General features: G+C 56.6%; 16 protein-coding genes and 3 tRNA genes. 13 read left to right on the top strand and 6 right to left on the bottom strand.

Going from position 1 to position 16,311, the window contains the following annotated elements:
* Positions 1 to 156: hypothetical protein (locus F8J34_RS09840; RefSeq protein WP_363315439.1), on the bottom strand; the 156-nt coding region annotated here is incomplete at its 3' end.
* On the opposite strand from F8J34_RS09840, the gene F8J34_RS09070 reads away from it, so the two are divergent.
* Entirely contained in the window at positions 94 to 306 is a 213-nt protein-coding gene (locus F8J34_RS09070; RefSeq protein ID WP_297058623.1) for a hypothetical protein, read from the top strand. The genes F8J34_RS09840 and F8J34_RS09070 overlap by 63 nt on opposite strands.
* A 172-nt stretch (positions 307 to 478) precedes the next feature.
* Complete coding sequence (locus F8J34_RS09065) at positions 479 to 613, top strand: hypothetical protein (RefSeq protein ID WP_297058620.1); 135 nt, start codon at positions 479 to 481, stop codon at positions 611 to 613.
* A gap of 69 nt (positions 614 to 682) precedes the next feature.
* Here F8J34_RS09065 and F8J34_RS09060 read toward each other — a convergent pair.
* Together F8J34_RS09060 and rpsT are read right to left on the bottom strand one after the other, a co-directional pair.
* Positions 683 to 758 (bottom strand) — tRNA-Ala (locus F8J34_RS09060).
* Between the two features lie 11 nt (positions 759 to 769).
* Complete coding sequence (gene rpsT / locus F8J34_RS09055) at positions 770 to 1,054, bottom strand: 30S ribosomal protein S20 (protein ID WP_297058618.1); 285 nt, start codon at positions 1,052 to 1,054, stop codon at positions 770 to 772.
* A 66-nt stretch (positions 1,055 to 1,120) separates the two neighbouring features.
* Between rpsT and F8J34_RS09050 the strand changes: the two genes are divergently transcribed.
* A complete protein-coding gene (locus F8J34_RS09050) occupies positions 1,121 to 1,903 on the top strand; it encodes a DUF72 domain-containing protein (protein ID WP_297058615.1) in 783 nt (260 codons plus the stop codon).
* Positions 1,903 to 2,931 carry a hydrogenase formation protein HypD gene (hypD, locus tag F8J34_RS09045; RefSeq protein WP_297058611.1) on the top strand — a complete coding sequence of 343 codons (1,029 nt, stop codon included), beginning with the start codon at positions 1,903 to 1,905 and terminating at the stop codon, positions 2,929 to 2,931. The genes F8J34_RS09050 and hypD overlap by 1 nt, the downstream gene beginning before the upstream one ends.
* On the opposite strand, the gene F8J34_RS09040 is transcribed toward hypD, so the two are convergent.
* The 3 genes from F8J34_RS09040 to F8J34_RS09030 are packed head-to-tail and all read right to left on the bottom strand — an operon-like array spanning position 2,872 to position 6,597.
* The gene (locus tag F8J34_RS09040; protein ID WP_297058608.1) at positions 2,872 to 4,839 is read right to left on the bottom strand and encodes a GAF domain-containing sensor histidine kinase; all 1,968 of its coding nucleotides are present in this window, start codon (positions 4,837 to 4,839) and stop codon (positions 2,872 to 2,874) included. The genes hypD and F8J34_RS09040 overlap by 60 nt on opposite strands.
* A gap of 4 nt (positions 4,840 to 4,843) precedes the next feature.
* A complete protein-coding gene (locus tag F8J34_RS09035; protein WP_297058606.1) occupies positions 4,844 to 5,977 on the bottom strand; it encodes a two-component system response regulator in 1,134 nt (377 codons plus the stop codon).
* Complete coding sequence (locus tag F8J34_RS09030) at positions 5,974 to 6,597, bottom strand: molybdenum cofactor guanylyltransferase (RefSeq protein WP_297058603.1); 624 nt, start codon at positions 6,595 to 6,597, stop codon at positions 5,974 to 5,976. The genes F8J34_RS09035 and F8J34_RS09030 overlap by 4 nt, the downstream gene beginning before the upstream one ends.
* Before the next feature lie 147 nt (positions 6,598 to 6,744).
* On the opposite strand from F8J34_RS09030, the gene sat reads away from it, so the two are divergent.
* The 9 genes from sat (at position 6,745) to F8J34_RS08985 (ending at position 16,249) form a co-directional block, all read left to right on the top strand.
* Positions 6,745 to 8,103: a sulfate adenylyltransferase gene (gene sat, locus F8J34_RS09025; protein ID WP_297058600.1), complete on the top strand. Its 1,359-nt coding sequence runs from the start codon at positions 6,745 to 6,747 to the stop codon at positions 8,101 to 8,103.
* 29 nt (positions 8,104 to 8,132) lie between these two features.
* The gene (locus F8J34_RS09020; protein WP_297058597.1) at positions 8,133 to 8,489 is read left to right on the top strand and encodes a hypothetical protein; all 357 of its coding nucleotides are present in this window, start codon (positions 8,133 to 8,135) and stop codon (positions 8,487 to 8,489) included.
* A 123-nt stretch (positions 8,490 to 8,612) separates the two neighbouring features.
* Entirely contained in the window at positions 8,613 to 9,077 is a 465-nt protein-coding gene (aprB, locus tag F8J34_RS09015) for an adenylyl-sulfate reductase subunit beta (RefSeq protein ID WP_297058594.1), read from the top strand.
* 44 nt (positions 9,078 to 9,121) lie between these two features.
* Positions 9,122 to 11,122 (top strand): adenylyl-sulfate reductase subunit alpha, encoded by a 2,001-nt coding sequence (aprA, locus tag F8J34_RS09010; RefSeq protein ID WP_297058591.1) that lies wholly within the window; start codon positions 9,122 to 9,124, stop codon positions 11,120 to 11,122.
* Positions 11,123 to 11,243: 121 nt separating this feature from the next.
* Positions 11,244 to 12,488, top strand: a complete 1,245-nt coding sequence (locus F8J34_RS09005) for a CoB--CoM heterodisulfide reductase iron-sulfur subunit A family protein (RefSeq protein ID WP_297058589.1) — start codon at positions 11,244 to 11,246, stop codon at positions 12,486 to 12,488.
* A gap of 3 nt (positions 12,489 to 12,491) precedes the next feature.
* The gene (locus F8J34_RS09000) at positions 12,492 to 14,687 is read left to right on the top strand and encodes a hydrogenase iron-sulfur subunit (RefSeq protein ID WP_297058585.1); all 2,196 of its coding nucleotides are present in this window, start codon (positions 12,492 to 12,494) and stop codon (positions 14,685 to 14,687) included.
* Positions 14,688 to 14,698: 11 nt separating this feature from the next.
* The gene (gene qmoC / locus F8J34_RS08995) at positions 14,699 to 15,976 is read left to right on the top strand and encodes a quinone-interacting membrane-bound oxidoreductase complex subunit QmoC (protein WP_297058582.1); all 1,278 of its coding nucleotides are present in this window, start codon (positions 14,699 to 14,701) and stop codon (positions 15,974 to 15,976) included.
* A 71-nt stretch (positions 15,977 to 16,047) separates the two neighbouring features.
* Positions 16,048 to 16,132 (top strand) — tRNA-Tyr (locus F8J34_RS08990).
* 41 nt (positions 16,133 to 16,173) lie between these two features.
* Positions 16,174 to 16,249: transfer RNA gene (locus F8J34_RS08985), tRNA-Gly, on the top strand.
* Positions 16,250 to 16,311 lie beyond the last annotated feature (62 nt).

Here is a 16,311-nt window from a genome sequence, read left to right as displayed (position 1 = left end):
TTTAGCAGGAGGGGGTGACATTTTGGCTTTGCAATTAAGGGTGACAAAATCGCCTTGCAGTAACACCTCTGGAAATAGTTTCTTGAAAGTTCGATGGTGCTCTCGGCTGAGGTGTCTTCTGGCGTTGCGCAGAAGATGTACGGTGCAGAGCTGAATATCTGCCCCGGGGAAGAAGGCCTGAGTAAGGGAAGAAAGGCCCAGGATCAGCTTTCGGCCATTGAGGGTAAGTCCCAGAGCCACATAGGTGGTGTATTCCCGGACCTCATTGCCTCTTTAATTTTCTGGCGAATGGATTTTTCCGTTTAAGAAAACCGCGGCCAGATCCGAAGGCAGAGGCGAGAAATTGAGGGTTTCAAGATAGGTTACGAATTCTTCAATTACTTGGTCAAGATATTCCTGGCTTGTAGATTCGGGTTTTACAGGGCTCTATCTCTATCCCCGGACATAAAAATTTAGGTACCACCAGCGAGGAGGTTCCTTGAGAGCGGAATTTGAGGCCCGCTTTGGTGAAATGGAGGCCCGTTTGGTAAGGCTAGAGATCTGGCTTAAGGTCCTGGCCGGGATCATGTCAGCTGGTTTCACCCTCTTAACCCCGGCTTTCACCAGCTCATAAGAGCCATCATTGCCCATGTGGGGGCCTAAGTGAGGCCCTGGTCTTACCCTCCAGGACCCTTAAAAATCATGGTGGAGACGGCGGGATTCGAACCCGCGACCTCCAGATTGCGATTCTGGCGCTCTCCCAACTGAGCTACGTCCCCACCGGGGTGAACTAGGCCTGACCGGAAAGGGCGGCCTTTTTGGCATTCAATTTGGCCGCCAGGCGGGAGATCTTGCGGGCCGCGGTGCGCCAGTGAAGGGTGCCCTTGCTCACCGCCCTCTGAATTACGCTCTGGGCTTCCCGAAAAGCCTCCTCCGCCCGCACCAGGTCACCTTCCTCCAGCGTCTTCAGAAACTTCTTGGTTACCGTTTTTACCCTGGTTTTGATGGCCTTGTTGCGCAGACGCCGCTTCTCGCTCTGTCTTAAAGCCTTGGCCGCCGATTTGTGTAGAGGCAAGACCCATCCTCCTTCCTGGTAAATTTGGCCTCTAAATCTATAATTTCCTTTTGGAAGGGTGTCAATATGAAAGACATTCGGGTGGGAACCTCGGGCTGGCGCTATCGTCACTGGCGGGGGGTCTTTTATCCCCAGACCCTTCCCACCCGCAAATGGCTGCGTTATTACACCGAATATTTCGATACCGTGGAGGTCAATGCCACCTTCTACGGAACCATCAAACCCCGAACCCTGAAGGCCTGGCTGGAGGAGACCCCGGAGGACTTTATCTTTGCCGTAAAGGCCAGCCGCTACATAACCCATATTCGGAAGCTGAGGGAGGTGAGGGAACCGCTGCTCCGATTCTATGCCTCTCTGGAACCCCTCTATCCCAAACTGGGAGTGATCCTCTTTCAGCTTCCTCCCGGCCTGAGCTACCATCCTGAAATCATGGAGGAGTTCCTGGCCCTTCTTCCCCGGGAGTTTCCGGTGGCCCTGGAGATAAGACACGCCAGTTTTCACTGTACCGAGTTCCTTTCCCAGCTCAAACGTTATGGGGTGGCTCTATGTCTTTCGGATACCGCTGGCAGGTATCCTTCCCTGTTTCCCGCCCTGACCGCGGATTTTACTTACCTTCGTTTGCACGGCTCCCGCACCCTGTATCGATCCTGTTATACTGAGGAGGAATTAAGGGAATGGAGCCGTAAGATCAGGTCCTTTCAGGTAGCCAGGGTTTATGTTTATTTCGATAACGATGCCCTGGGCTGGGCCCCGGAAAATGCCCTGCGTCTGAAGGAACTTCTGGGCCTTCCGACCAGGGAACTTCCACCGGAGGCCCGGCAGATCCTCGCCGGGAGGCCTAAGGACTGATGCCCGAAAAATATGTCCTCATGGAGGTATGCGGCACCCACACCGTAAACATCTTCCGTTTCGGTCTGCGTAAGCTCCTGCCTCCGGAGGTACGGCTCCTTTCGGGGCCGGGATGTCCGGTCTGTGTTATGCCCCAGGAAGAGATAGATTTCCTGGTGGAACTGGCCGGGGATCCGGGAGTAACCCTGTGCGTGTTCGGAGACCTGATCAAGGTTCCGGGTAGCCGGGGTTCGCTCCGGGAAGCCCGGGCCCGGGGAGCCAGGGTGCGGATCATTTATTCTCCCCTGGAGGCGGTCCAGGTGGCCGAGGAGGAACCGGCCCAGAGGGTGGTCCTGGTAGGGGTGGGGTTTGAGACCACCGCTCCGGCCCATGCGGTGGCCTTGCTCGAAGCCCGCAAGCGAAGGCTTAAGAATTTCTGTTTTTTCTCCGCTCTGAGGACCATGCCCCCGGCTCTAAGGGCCCTTCTTTCCGATCCCTCTCTTTCCCTGCACGGTCTTCTTTTGCCCGGACATGTAAGCGCGGTTATCGGAAGCCATCCTTATGCCTTCATCCCCCGCGATTTCGGTCTGCCCGGGGTCATCACCGGCTTTGAACCCCGGGACATCCTGGAGGGGCTTCTTATCCTGTTGAAACTTATAAAGGAAGGCAAGGCCAGCATCGAGATTCAGTATTCCCGGGTGGTTCGTCCGGAGGGGAATCCGTGGGGTCAGCGTCTCCTCAGGGAGGTATTTCGGCCGGTGGAGGGCCGCTGGAGGGGATTGGGGAACATCCCCGACAGCAAGCTCATCCCCGGTCCGGATTATGAGGATCTGGCTGCGGAAAGGGTTTTTGGGGTTGCTCTCCGTCCCTCTCCGGAGCCACCGGGTTGCCGGTGCGGGGAGGTTTTGCGGGCCCGGATTCTTCCCCCGGAATGTCCCCTCTTTGCTCGTCTCTGCACCCCGGAGAGCCCGGTGGGGCCCTGTATGGTTTCAAGCGAGGGATCCTGCGCCGCCTATTTTCGTTTTGAGTCCCAGGGACAGACGATTTAATTCCCGCAGGATATCCCGTGGAGGAAGGGGGTTGAGTCCCTCGGGGGGCTTAAGAGCACTGTCCGAAAAGTTGATGAAGAGGGGCTTGAGGTGTCCGGAGCGATCCATGATTTCTTTTATTTCCTTACCGGGAAGACCCAGATCCATGGAGAGGATTTCGGCCCTGGCTGGATCCGGGGTTATTTCTACGTTGAGGGCCTGGAGGAGGCGGGTGGCCTCGCCGCTTATGTGGGGTCTGGCCCGGAGGAAGACCCGGGAGGGTAGGGTATCAAAGTGTTTTAGATAGACGGTCTGAATCCGGCGCAGATAGTCAAAATTAAGCGGTCGAAGACACAGGAAATTGGCTCCCAGGATAAGATGGAGACGATCCCCCCGGGCATGATAAAGGAGAACCGGCCCCAGAAAACCTTCCTCGTTCAGGGCCAGGAGCAGGTGGCGGGTCTCACGGGGGTTCTCCCAGGGATCAAAGGCCGGAATCTTACAGGAGGCATCCTCCCGAAAGTGAGCGATCAGGCTCTCCTTTTCGGGAAAGGCCAGACTTCGGAACCTCTCTCCGGCCAAAAGCAGGGCCAGACGATAAACCACCTCAGGGCGTGATTCCAGCAAAAGGACCTCGGCCAGGGGTTTAAGGTGATAGTTTCTTTCTGGAAAGAGACAGAGAAAACGGGCTCCCCCGGAAGAGGGCAGGGCTAGAAGGAGACCGCCCTGGGTCTCGGCCATTTCCCGGGCCAGACTCAATCCCAGCCCCAGCCCTTCGGGTTTCTGGGTATAGAGATCCCCTCCCTGGACAAAGGGTTTAAAGATACGTCCGTAATCCTGAGGACTTATTCCCGGCCCCTGATCAGCCACCTCCAGGCTCAACCATCGTTGGGCATGCAGATCCGTTTCTTCCCCTATTCGGACCCAGATGGTTCCACCCTCCGGGCCGAATTTGAGGGCGTTGGAGAGGAGATTGAAGATGATCTCCTGGAGGAGGTGTTGGTTTCCCTTCCAAGAGAGGCTCTTTTTTCCCTGAATTTCGATTCGAACCCGGCGTTCCTTGATTTTCTGTTGCAGGAGAAACACGGCTCCTTCCACCACCTGTTCGACCCGGAAGCTCTGAGGGGTTGAGCCCTCCAGGTATTTGAATCGGACCACCTTCTGAAGGGCTTCGGTAAGTTGAAGGATGAAGCGGGCGCTCTTCTGAATGTGGTTCAGGTAGCGGAGCTGTTTTTCGTTGAGGAGGCCGTGGATTCCGGAACTCAACATCTCACTAAAACCCAGGATGGAGGTAAGGGGCGTGCGCAGTTCGTGTCCCATAAGGGCCAGCCATCGATCCCGGGCCTCCTCCGCATGCCGAATCTGAAGTTCCTTTTCCTGAAGGAGGTCCTCCAGACGCTGCAGTTTGTTCCTGAGACTCTGATTCTCTCCGCGGAGGTGTTCATAAATTTCGTAGAGTTTGAGGATCAGGGCCGCCTCCCGGGCCAGGTGGTCGAGCTGGGCTACCATTTCCGGGGTAAAAAAGTTTTCCTTGGAGGCATAAAAATTAAGGGTCCCAAAGACCTCCTGTTCACAGATGAGGGGAAGGGCCAGAGAGGAACGGAAACCGAAGGAGAGGGCCTTTTCCCTCCAGGGAGCATAGCTGGGGGAGGAAGGGATATCCGGTTCCACCACCGGTCTCTTTTCCAGTACCGCCCGGGCGGTGGGCCCCTGCGATAGTTCCGGGTCCCGGAGGTCTATGCGTAGATTCCGGATGTAGGCGAAGTGTTTGCCGGAAAAGGCCCGCGGCCTTATCTCCTCGTCTTCGGAGACGAACCCCAGCCAGACCAGGAGACAGCGACTTTTCTGGCGCAGGATCTCACAGAGCCGGGTAAAAAAGACCCCCGGAGGCTGGGAAAAGTCTTCCCAAATTTCAGCCAGAAGGTGCATATATTCAGTCCTTATCTCCGCGCAGGCTCTTCAGGAGTTGATAGAGCTTGGATTCTCCGTGTTCCCGAAAGGTTTCTTTGATTCGGAGGATTTCCTCGCGACTCTCCAGAAAGACCTCCCCCACCCGGGGATCAAACTGGGTTCCCAGACCTTCCTCGATGATCCGGAAGGCCTCCTCCGGGGAAAGGGCCTTTCGATAGGGGCGATGGCTGGTCAGGGCGTCGAATACATCCGCTACCGCCACGATCCGGGCCGCCAGGGGAATCTCGGTCCCTTTAAGTCCCCGGGGGTAACCCTTCCCGTCCCATCTTTCATGATGGTAAAGGGCTACGATTTCCCCCACCTTTACGAAACCCGTTTTGGTGCCGCGCAGGATCTCGGCCCCTATTTCGGTGTGCTTTTTCATGATCTCCCATTCCCGTTCGTCAAGGGGACCGGGCTTAAGGAGGATCTGATCCGGAATGCCTATCTTCCCGATATCGTGCAGGGGAGCGGCGTAAAGGATGCTCTCTACCGCTTCCTCGTTCAATCCCAGTTTTCGGGCCAGAAGGGCGGAGTAATGGGCCATGTGCTGAATATGTTCTCCGGTATGTTCATCTCGGTACTCCGCCGCCCTGGACAGACGCAGAATTACCTCCAGAGAGAGTTCCTTGATCCGTTGGTGGGCACGCCTCAGGGCCTCCAGTGTCTTCTGGAGTTCCCGTGTCTTGAGGGCTACCTCCTTTTCCAGGGCTTCCTTGTGCTGCTTGAGATGGTCCCGATAGGCCTTGACCTCAAGGAGGGACTTTACCCGGGCCTTAAGCTCAGGTAGAGCTACGGGTTTGGTGAGGAAATCATCGGCCCCGGCCTCCAGGGCCTGGATACGATCCTCGATCTCTCCCAGAGCGGTAACCATTACCACGGGAATGTCCCGGGTGGCCGGGTCCCGTTTTAACTCCCGACAGACCTCAAACCCGGACAACCCCGGCATCATCACATCTAGAAGGATGAGATCCGGAAGGTGCTCCCGGGCCAGCAGTAGGCCCTCTTCCCCGTTGTCAGCCTTCAACACCCCGTAGCCTAAAGCCTCCAGGTAATCACCCAACAGCTCAAGAATAGTGGGATCGTCATCTACACAAAGGATAAGGGGCCTTTTCAAGATAGAAACCTCTCTATAGCTTCAAGCTCCTCCCGGTAATTAATATTCAAGAAGGTAAGACCTTGATCATCTAAAGAATACCAGGCTTCGGCGCTCAAGCCAAGGATTTTCGAGGGAGGAAGGCTCCGGAACCATTCCCGGAGGGATCTTTTTCCCCTGCGGAGGTATTCCTCGAGAAAGGGAAGAAGCTCTCGGGCGTAGAATCCCGGGAAAGGTTCCGGTTGGCCCCGGGCGTTCAGGCAGAATCCGACCCAGAAGTCCCCCCGAAAGAATTCGATCTGGAGTTTTTGGAGGAGGGCGGGCTTAAGGAGAGGCTGATCGCAGCTTGCCACCAGTAGCGTTTCCCCGGGGGCCAGAGCCCTGAGTCCGCCCAGGATTCCGCTAAGGGGACCTTCTCCCGGAAAGGGGTCCAGGACCACCCGCGTGAATTCCCGGGCCAGGATCCCCTCGGTCTGTCCGGGATGGCGCAGGGAGAGCCAGATTTCCCTGCACAAGGGGCACAGGGCCTCCCTTACCCACAGGACCAGGGGCCTTCCCCGGAGATGGGCCAGGGCCTTGCCCCCTCCGAACCTTCTCGCCTCTCCCCCGGCAAGGATTAGTCCGATTGTTCGACTGCGCATGGGAAAAATTTAACAAATTTCAAAAAATTTGCTCTAAGGAGCCAAATCGAACCTTGACAAGGAAGTTACTTTAATTCTATAACTACTTCGGACGATTATGGAGTTCCACGAGATCTCTAAATAAAAGTCTGAGCAAGGAGGTGTATGATGTCCAGTCTTTTGATTGAGCGGCCTCTTCCGCACGGTGGGCGTCTGGTCGAACGGGTTATCGAGGACAAAAGGGTGGCCCGTAAGATCTGGAAGAGTTGTAATGCCGTCTATGAAATTAAGCCCACGCTCCACTATGAAACCGGGGTTCCGGTTCGTAATGTTTATCGGGAGATCATGTCCATCTGTTACGGGTTCTTCAGCCCGGTAGAGGGGTCCATGAAGCAGGCCGAGGTGGAGCGCGTTCTTAAGGAGCGCCGGTTGCTCAACGAGTGGATCTTCCCCTATCCTCTGATTTTCGATATCAGCAAGGACGATCTCAACAAGCTCGGGGTCGAAGTGGGGGATCGTCTCGGGCTTACCCTCAAGGGCAAGCCCTTTGCCATTCTGGATATCGAAGAGATCTACGAGATCGATCCCGAGGAGCTGGCCTACAAGACCTTTGGTGATCCGGAGACCAATCCCGAGGTGGTGCAGCAGAAGTTCGACAAGAAGCATCCGGGGTGGGTGATCTATCGCAGTCATCAGCCCTATGTGCTGGCCGGAAAGTACACCATTATCAATCCTCCCAAGCTTAAGCCCCCGTTTGATCGTTTCTGGTTCCCGCCGCGCAAGTCCCGGGAGGAGTTTGAGAAGCGCGGTTGGCGTACGGTAATCAACCACCAGACCCGGAACGTACCCCACGTGGGGCATGAATTCCTGATGAAGTGTGCGGCCTTTACCGGCGATGTGGAGCCCTGTCACGGTATCCTGGTCAATGCCGTGATCGGGGTGAAGCGCCGGGGCGATTATCCGGACGAGGCCATTGTGGAGGCCCACGAGGCGGTAAACAAGTACGGGTACATTAAGCCCGAGCGGCATCTGGTGAGCATTGTGCTCTGGGATATGCGCTATGGTAACCCGCTGGAATCTCTGCTGCATGGAATCATCCGTCAGAACATGGGTTGCACCCATCACATGTTCGGGCGTGACCATGCGGCGGTGGGTGAATATTACGACAAGTTTGCCACCCAGATCCTTTGGACCAAGGGGATTCCCAGTTTCGGGTTCCCGGCTCCGCCCACCGATGTTCCTTACGGGCTCAAGATTCGGCCGCAGAACATGCGGGAATTCTCCTACTGCCCCACCTGTAAGGAGATGGCCTATTCCGAGACCTGCGGGCACAAGCGGGAGAAGCTTTCCGGAAGCTTCCTCCGGGGCATGGTGGCCGAGGGTGTGCAGCCCCCGAGCATTATCATGCGTCCGGAGGTTTACAAGGTGGTGGTCAAGTGGTGGAAGCACTTCGGTTATCCGTTCTGTAATGAGAAGTATGTAATCAATAAGGAGAAGGAGCTCGAGGTCGATCTGGAGGACCTCTAAAGATTAAAAATTAGCGAGGAGGGAGAAAAATGGCCTACTTTATGGTGGTGCTTTTGGATGATAGTCGGATGGAAAAGATTAAGGGTACGGGCCTTGAGGAGCATATTAAATACATGTTTGGTGGAGAGCTCAGGCTCCTTGAGGTGGAGGTAAGCGAGGATCTCAAGAATAAGATCCTGGCCGAGTTTGAGACCGCCCGGGTGGACTCCCGGGGGGCCATCACCGATGTTCCGGTGGCCTTTATGCGGGAGCTCTTTAACCAGGTGGTGGAAAAGAAGTCTCTGGGTCCCGAGGTGGTAGAGGGGGTGCTGGCTAAGATCGGGGAGATCAAAGAGATGGCGGCCAAGGAGTCTGAATATCTGCCTCCTCCGGAGATAGAGGTTTAAAAAAAGTAATAATGTCTGGCGATTGGCGAATATGAAACTTGCCATAAAAATGGAAGTTGTGATAGGTAAGATTAGGGGCTGTAAGGCCGGAAGGCCCAAAAATAATGTAAGGAGGTAGGGAGTATGCCGAGCTATGTAAATCCCGAAAAGTGTGACGGATGCAAGGGTGGTGATCGGACGGTTTGTATGTACATCTGTCCCAACGACCTCATGATTCTGGACACCGAGAACATGAAGGCCTATAACCAGGAGCCGGATCAGTGCTGGGAATGCTACAGCTGCGTGAAGAGCTGCCCGCAGGGTGCGATCTCGGTGCGGCATTATTCGGACTTTTCTCCTCTGGGTGCGTCCTGTCAGCCCATGCGGGGTACCACGGACATTATGTGGACCATTAAGTTCCGGAACGGGGTGGTGAAGCGTTTTAAGTTCCCCATTCGGACCACGCCCGAGGGTTCTGCTGATCCCACGGTGGGCAAGCCGGATCCGGATCTTTCCGCTCTGGGTGACAATCGTCTGTTTACTGAGATTGCCGACGGTGTGACTCCGGCTACCCCGGAGAATCCGGTGGCGATCAAGTTTGCGGGGTAAAGAATTTGGGGTGTTTAGAAAAATTTTAGAAAGGAGGGAGAGTTATGGGTAGGATTTGGTCTTACAATCCTGGGTTACCTTTGGCCGAGCCCGAAATCGTAGAGATGGAGACGGATATCCTTATCGTAGGTGGCGGAATGGCCGCCTGCGGGGCTGCGGTGGAGGCCGTACGCTGGGCCAAACAGGCCGGGCTTAAGATCGTACTTTGCGACAAGGCGGCTCTGGAGCGTTCCGGGGCGGTGGCCATGGGTCTTTCGGCCATCAACACCTATATCGGCGAGAACAAGCCGGATGACTATGTCCGGATGGTGCGCTGCGACCTGATGGGGATCATCCGGGAGGACCTTTCCTTCGATGTGGGCCGGCACGTGGACGACACCGTACACTGTTTTGAGGAGTGGGGTCTTCCCATCTGGAAGAAGACCGAGGATGGAAAGACCCTCGATGGGGCCGAGGCCAAGGCCAAGGGCCTCACGCTTAAGGGCGGAGCCAAGCCGGTGCGTTCCGGTCGCTGGCAGATCATGATCAACGGTGAGTCCTATAAGGTGATCGTGGCCGAGGCGGCCAAGAACGCCATGGATCAGATGGGAGACAACGGCGTCATCCTGGAGCGGGTCTTCATCGTGCGGCCTCTTCTGGATGCCAACGAGCCCAACCGGTGCTGTGGCGGTGTGGGCTTTTCCGTACGTGAGAACAAGATCTACATCATCAAGGCCAACGCCACTCTGATCTCTACGGGTGGAGCGGTGAACATCTTCCGTCCTCGTTCCCAGGGTGAGGGAATGGGGCGTACCTGGTATCCGGTGTGGAACCCCGGTTCCGGTTACGCCATGGTGCTCATGAGCGGGGGTAAGCTGGTTCTCATGGAGAACCGTTTCGTTCCCGCCCGATTCAAGGACGGTTATGGACCGGTGGGAGCCTGGTTCCTCCTCTTTAAGGCCCGGGCTACCAACGCCTTTGATGAGGACTACATTGCCAAGCACAAGGACGAGCTCAAGAAGTTCGCTCCTTACAGCGAGGCCTCGGTGGTGGGTACCTGTCTGCGTAACCACGCCATGCTCATCGAGATGAAAGAGGGGCGGGGTCCCATCTATATGCACACCGAGTGGGCCCTTCAGGAGGCCATGAAGAGCATGGATAAGAAGGAGTTTAAGAAGCTCGAGGCCGAGGCCTGGGAGGACTTCCTGGACATGTGCGTAACCCAGGCCGGACTCTGGGCCTGCCTGAACATTGAGCCCGAGAAGAAGCCCTCCGAGATCATGCCCACCGAGCCCTACTTCCTGGGTTCGCACGCCGGTTGTGCCGGGGCCTGGTGCTGCGGTCCGGATGAGGACTGGGTGCCCGAGGAATACAAGAAGCCCTGGGACGAGATCGGCCGTTATAACCGGATGACCACGGTGAAGGGTATGTTCTGCGCCGGTGACACTGTGGGGGCCTGCGGACACAAGTTCTCCTCCGGTTCCCACGTGGAGGGTCGTATTGCGGCCAAGGCCATGGTGAAGTTCTGCCTGGATCACAAGGACTTCAAGCCCACTCCGAAGCGCAGCGCCGAGGACTACAAGAAGGAGATCTATGCTCCGTGGTACCGGTTTGAGGAGTTCAAGAACGCCACCACGGTCTATGAGATCAACCCCAACTACCTCCTGCCGCGGCAGATCCAGAACCGGCTGATGAAGATCATGGACGAGTATGTGGCTGGAACCTCCACTTACTATCAGACCAACAAGATCATGCTGGAGCAGGGGCTTGAGCTCCTCACCATGCTCAAGGAGGACATGCAGCTTGCGGCGGCCCGGGATCTGCACGAGCTCATGCGGGCCTGGGAGAACATCCACCGGGTATGGACGGCCGAGGCCCATCTCCGGCACATCCTCTTCCGTGAGGAGAGCCGGTATCCGGGTTACTACTATCGGGCCGACTTCCCGGATCTCGACGATCAGAACTGGCGCTGCTTCACCCTTTCCAGTGTGGATCCCGAGACCGGCGAGTGGAAGATGGAGAAGTTCCCCTACATCCAGATCATCCCCGATCCTCTGGGACCGTAAGCGGAAGGGGTCTTCCGAGGGGGGGGCCGGGAGGCCCCCCTCTTTTTATCCTTGGTTTGTACGGAGGGTCCGGTAGGACCTTCGGTGCAAGCTAAGGTTATAAAACCGGGAGGAGGCGGTTATGGCTTACGATAAAATTTTGGTGGTAGGCGGAGGGATAAGCGGTATTACGGCGGCCGTGGAGGCGGCCGAGATGGAATACGATGTATATCTGGTGGAGAAGGAACCTTCCCTGGGAGGGCGGGTGGCTCAGCTGCGATATTATTTCCCCAAGCTCTGTCCTCCTACCTGCGGGCTGGAGATGAACTACCGGCGCATCAAGACCAATCCCCGCATTACGGTTTATACCATGGCCACGGTAAAGAATATTAGCGGGGGGCCGGGTAATTATCGGGTCACGGTGGAGATAGCCCCCCGTTACGTAAACGAAAACTGTACGGCCTGTGGGGAGTGCGAAAAGGTCTGTCAGGGGGAAAGGGACAACGCTTTCGATTTCGGTCGTTCCAAGACCAAGGCCATCTATCTTCCCCATCCCATGGCCTTCCCCATGCGTTATGTCCTGGACAAGTCCGCTCTGGCGGACGGAGATCTGGATCGGATCATGCAGGCCTGTAAGTACAATGCTATCGATCCGAACATGCAGCCCCAGACGGTGGAGCTGGAGGTGGGGGCCATTATCTGGGCTACCGGGTGGAAGCCCTACGATGCCAGAAAGCTCGACAATCTGGGTTACGGGCGTTTTGAGAACGTGATCACCAACATGGAGATGGAGCGTCTGGCCTCTCCCAACGGGCCCACCGGGGGGAAGATCCTGCGCCCCTCGGATCAGACCGAGCCCAAGACGGTGGCCTTTGTGCAGTGTGCGGGCTCCAGGGATGAGAATCATCTGCCCTATTGTTCCTATATCTGCTGTCTGGCCTCGCTCAAGCAGAGCCTTTATCTGGCCGAGCAGAATCAGGATACGGAGATTTATATCTTTTACATTGATATTCGGACCCCGGGTCGTTACGAGAAGTTTTTGCGGCGGGCGCAGGAGGAGGCCCGGATCAACTTTATCAAGGGTAAGGTGGCCAAGATCGAGGAGGATCCCGGAAGCAAGGACCTGATAGTAACGGCCGAGGATACGCTTTCGGGTAAGAAGGTGGAGCAGCGGGTGAATATGGTGGTGCTGGCCACGGGAATGCAGCCCTCGCTGGCCGGGATGGAGCTTCCGGCGGGGGTACGGGTGGATGAGAACGGTTTCGTACAGATTACCGAGGGCATGTATGCCTGTGGATGTGCCCGGATGCCCTTGGATGTAATGACTTCCAACGAGACGGCCACGGCCGCCGCTCTCAAAGCTATACAGACCATTGTAAGGGGGTAATCCATGAAGATCGGAGCCTTTATTTGTACTTCTTGTAATATTGGAGATCGGTTGGAGGTAGGGGATCTCGAGGCTGCGGCCCGGGAGCAGGGGGCCGAGTTCGCGGCCTCGCGGGAGTTTCTCTGCAGTAAAGAAGGCTGTCAGTTCATTAACGAGGCCATCCAGAACGAGGGGCTGGAGGGAATAGCTATATGTGCCTGTTCTCCGCGGGTCAACTACGATGTCTTTAATTTCGGCAAGGTAGCGGTAGAGAGGGTGAGTCTGCGGGAAGGGGTGGTCTGGAGTCGTTTTCCGGTGCCCGGTGAGGGAGAGGAAGAGGTGGACGACAGCAAGGAGGTGGCCGAGGGGGTCACCTTTAAGGATGAGCTCATGGCCCTGGCCAAGGATTATGTCCGGATGGGGGTGGCCAAGCTTCAGAGTTATCACCATCCGGAGCCTTATAAGCCCGAGGAGGAGATTTCGCAGAGCGTGCTGGTCATAGGTGGAGGTGTGGCCGGGCTTACCGCGGCCCTGGAGGTAGCCAAGGCCGGGCACGAGGCCATTATCGTGGAGAAAGAGGGAGAGCTGGGTGGTTTTGCCGCCCGGATGAAGGCCCAGGTGAAGGCCGAGCCCCCCTTTGACGGTATCACCGAACCCATTGTGGGGCGTCTTATCTCGGAGGTGCAGGGGAACGACAAGATCACGGTCTATACCGGGGCGCAGGTAACCAGCATCAAGGGGGCGCCGGGTCTCTTTACCGTGACCATCAGTAAAGGAGGCAGCGAGGAGGAGGTAAAGGTAGGGGCCATTGTGGTGGCTGCGGGGTGGAAACCCTATGATGCTTCCAAGCTGGAGGAGCTGGGTTACGGAAAGTTTGAGAACGTGGTTACCAACGTGGAATTCGAGGAGATGGCGGCGAAGGGGGAGATCAAGAGGAAAGATGGTTCTCCGGTAAAGAGCGTGCTTTTTGTGCAGTGTGCCGGGCAGCGGGATGAGAATCATCTCCCTTATTGTTCCTCGGTGTGTTGTCTGGTCTCCCTCAAGCAGGCCAAATATGTGCGCGAGGTCGATCCCGAGGCCAAGGCCTATATCATTTACAAGGACATGCGCACGGTAGGGATCTACGAGAATTTCTATAAGTCCATGCAGGATGATCCGGGAGTCTTTCTTACCAAGGGAGAGGTCAAGGAGATCCGGGAGGAGGAAGGACGTCTGGTGGTGCGGGTGGATCAGACCCTTTTCGGGGAGGAGGTGGAGATCCCGGTAGATATGGTGGTGCTGGCCACGGGTATGGTTCCGGCCACTTCTGAAGATCCCATTATTCCCCTGCAGTATCGACAGGGGGCCGGATTTCCGGAGCTGGAGCTCTTTTACGGTTTTGCGGATTCCAACTATATCTGTTTCCCTTACGAGACCCGGCGTACGGGCATCTATGCCGCCGGGGCGGTGCACCAGCCCATGACCATCTTTCAGGCCATGGAGGATGCCACGGGGGCGGCTCTCAAGGCCCTTCAGTGTATCAAGGCCATTGAGATGGGGCATGCGGTGCATCCCCGGACCTGGGATTTTGCCTTTCCGGAGTTCGATCTCAAGATGTGCACGCAGTGTAAGCGGTGTACGGAGGAATGTCCCTTCGGGGCGCTGGACGAGGACGAGAAGGGGACGCCCATGCCCAATCCTACCCGGTGCCGGCGGTGCGGTACCTGTTTCGGGGCCTGTCCGCAGCGGATCATCAGTTTCAAGGATTACAGTGTGGATATGATCTCCAACATGATCAAGGCCTGTGAGATGCCGGAGCCGGATTACGGTCTCTACCGGGTGATGACCTTTGTATGTGAGAACGACGCCCTTCCGGCCCTGGATATGGCGGCTTATCGGCGCATGAATCTGCCGGTGGCTTTCCGGATCATTCCGGTGCGGTGTCTGGGAGCGGTGAATGTGGCTTTTGTAAAGGATGCCATGAGTAAGGGCTTTGACGGAGTGCTTCTCATGGGCTGCAAGTTCGGCGAGAACTATCAGTGCCACTTCATCAAGGGTAGCGAGCTGGCCAACCGGCGTATGGAGAATGTAGCCGAGACCCTCCAGCAGCTGGCTCTGGAGACGGAGCGGGTGAAACTGGAGATCGTGGCCATTGACGAGTCGGAGAGGATTCCCAAGATTATGGACGAGTTTGTGGCCTTCCTTCAGGAATACGGAGAAAGCCCATTTAAGGGATGGTAAGGAGGTAAGATATGGCCCGTTTAGAGCCCGATGTAAGGACGGTCAAGGAGATCCAGGCCGCCGGAGGGGATACGGTCAAGAAGTGTTATCAGTGTGCCACCTGTGCTTCGGTGTGTCCCCTGGCCACGGAGGAGGTTCCGTTCCCGCGGAAGCAGATGCTCCTGGGGCAGTGGGGTTTCAAGGAGAAACTCCTTTCGGATCCGGCGCTATGGCTCTGTCACCAGTGCGGGGATTGCACGGTGTACTGTCCGCGCGGGGCGCGGCCGGGGGATGTACTGGGGGCCCTGCGGAATATGGCCGTGCGGGAGCTGACGGAGTTTAAGTTCCTGTGGACCTTTTATAACAAACCCTGGGGCCTTCCCATTGTGTTCCTTATTGCTCTGGTATTTGTGACCCTGTCCATGAGCTTTTTTATGGGGGGGATTCCGGGGATCTTCCACTGGGATCTGATCCCCTCGCTGCATGTGGAGGAGGTGCATATTCTTTTCCTTAAGCTCACCTCCAATGTGCTGGCCATAGATGCGGTGTTTATTCCCCTGGCCGGGTTTGTGGTGGTGATGGTGGCCATTGGGGTCAACCGCATGTGGAACGGGATGGTGGAGAATGCGGGTATTCCAGCGGCCTATCGGATGGGGTTCTGGTCCCTGGTGACCACTTATTTGGGGCCGGCCATCCGGGAGGTCCTGGCGCACTCCCGGTTTAAGGAGTGCGGGGCCAACCAGTGGCGGTTCAACGGTCACCGGATGCTGCTCTGGTCCTTTATCATCCTCTTCTTTGTGACGGCTACGGTATTCATCGCCGCGGATGTGTTCGGGTTCCACACCCCCTGGCCGCTATATAATCCGGTGAAGATCTTGGCCAATATCGGGGCTATTCTGCTGCTTTATGGAGTAATAAGCATCATCGCCAATCGGAGCCGAGCGGCGGCGGAAGGGAAGCTTTCCAGTTCCTATCAGGACTGGTTCCTGATCTATCTCATCCTGGCGGTGGGAGTTACCGGGTTGCTTACCGAGATCCTGCGTCTGCTTCACAACGGGTTCTATCCCGGGATGTATGCCCTGCATCTTATGACCGTGTTCATGCTTTTCCTGAGCATTCCCTATTCCAAGTTTGCGCATCTGGTCTATCGAACCACGGCCTATGTGTTCGATCTTTATTCCCGGGATGTCCGCGCCCAGATGAAGGCGCTGGCCCCGGTGGCGGCAGAAGCCGCGGCCGAGGCCCCCGGGGAAACCGAGGCCGAAGAGGGTGAGGCTTCGGAGGCTAGCGGGGAGGAGTCTTCCGAGTAATCCCTTGACACTGTTTAACCTCGGGTTATAATTGCAAAGCAGGTCTGAGTAATCAGGCCTGCTTTTTTGATGGAGGGGTTCCCGAGCGGTCAAAGGGGTCGGGCTGTAAACCCGATGGCTCAGCCTTCGGAGGTTCGAATCCTCCCCCCTCCACCATAACTTCAGATAAGGAATTTTATCTGGGAAGAAGGAAGGGAGCGGGAGTAGCTCAAGTGGCAGAGCATCAGCCTTCCAAGCTGAGGGTTGCGGGTTCGAGTCCCGTCTCCCGCTCCAGAGGGATAATAAGGAGCCCACGTAGCTCAGGAGGTAGAGCACTTCCTTGGTAAGGAAGAGGT

Source organism: Thermosulfurimonas sp. (assembly GCF_015491435.1).
Lineage (GTDB): Bacteria > Desulfobacterota > Thermodesulfobacteria > Thermodesulfobacteriales > Thermodesulfobacteriaceae > Thermosulfurimonas_A.
Note: the sequence above shows the minus strand (reverse complement) of the source record. Positions and strands in the feature narration are given on the sequence as shown.

What these genes read in the sequence shown, in the direction of transcription:
- F8J34_RS09070 (WP_297058623.1), top strand. Translation starts at nt 94, where the DNA reads ATGGTGCTCTCGGCTGAGGTGTCTTCTGGCGTTGCGCAGAAGATGTAC.
- F8J34_RS09050 (WP_297058615.1), top strand. Translation starts at nt 1,121, where the DNA reads ATGAAAGACATTCGGGTGGGAACCTCGGGCTGGCGCTATCGTCACTGG.
- hypD (WP_297058611.1), top strand. Translation starts at nt 1,903, where the DNA reads ATGCCCGAAAAATATGTCCTCATGGAGGTATGCGGCACCCACACCGTA.
- F8J34_RS09040 (WP_297058608.1), bottom strand. Translation starts at nt 4,839, where the DNA reads ATGCACCTTCTGGCTGAAATTTGGGAAGACTTTTCCCAGCCTCCGGGG.
- F8J34_RS09030 (WP_297058603.1), bottom strand. Translation starts at nt 6,597, where the DNA reads ATGCGCAGTCGAACAATCGGACTAATCCTTGCCGGGGGAGAGGCGAGA.
- sat (WP_297058600.1), top strand. Translation starts at nt 6,745, where the DNA reads ATGTCCAGTCTTTTGATTGAGCGGCCTCTTCCGCACGGTGGGCGTCTG.
- F8J34_RS09020 (WP_297058597.1), top strand. Translation starts at nt 8,133, where the DNA reads ATGGCCTACTTTATGGTGGTGCTTTTGGATGATAGTCGGATGGAAAAG.
- aprB (WP_297058594.1), top strand. Translation starts at nt 8,613, where the DNA reads ATGCCGAGCTATGTAAATCCCGAAAAGTGTGACGGATGCAAGGGTGGT.
- aprA (WP_297058591.1), top strand. Translation starts at nt 9,122, where the DNA reads ATGGGTAGGATTTGGTCTTACAATCCTGGGTTACCTTTGGCCGAGCCC.
- F8J34_RS09005 (WP_297058589.1), top strand. Translation starts at nt 11,244, where the DNA reads ATGGCTTACGATAAAATTTTGGTGGTAGGCGGAGGGATAAGCGGTATT.
- F8J34_RS09000 (WP_297058585.1), top strand. Translation starts at nt 12,492, where the DNA reads ATGAAGATCGGAGCCTTTATTTGTACTTCTTGTAATATTGGAGATCGG.
- qmoC (WP_297058582.1), top strand. Translation starts at nt 14,699, where the DNA reads ATGGCCCGTTTAGAGCCCGATGTAAGGACGGTCAAGGAGATCCAGGCC.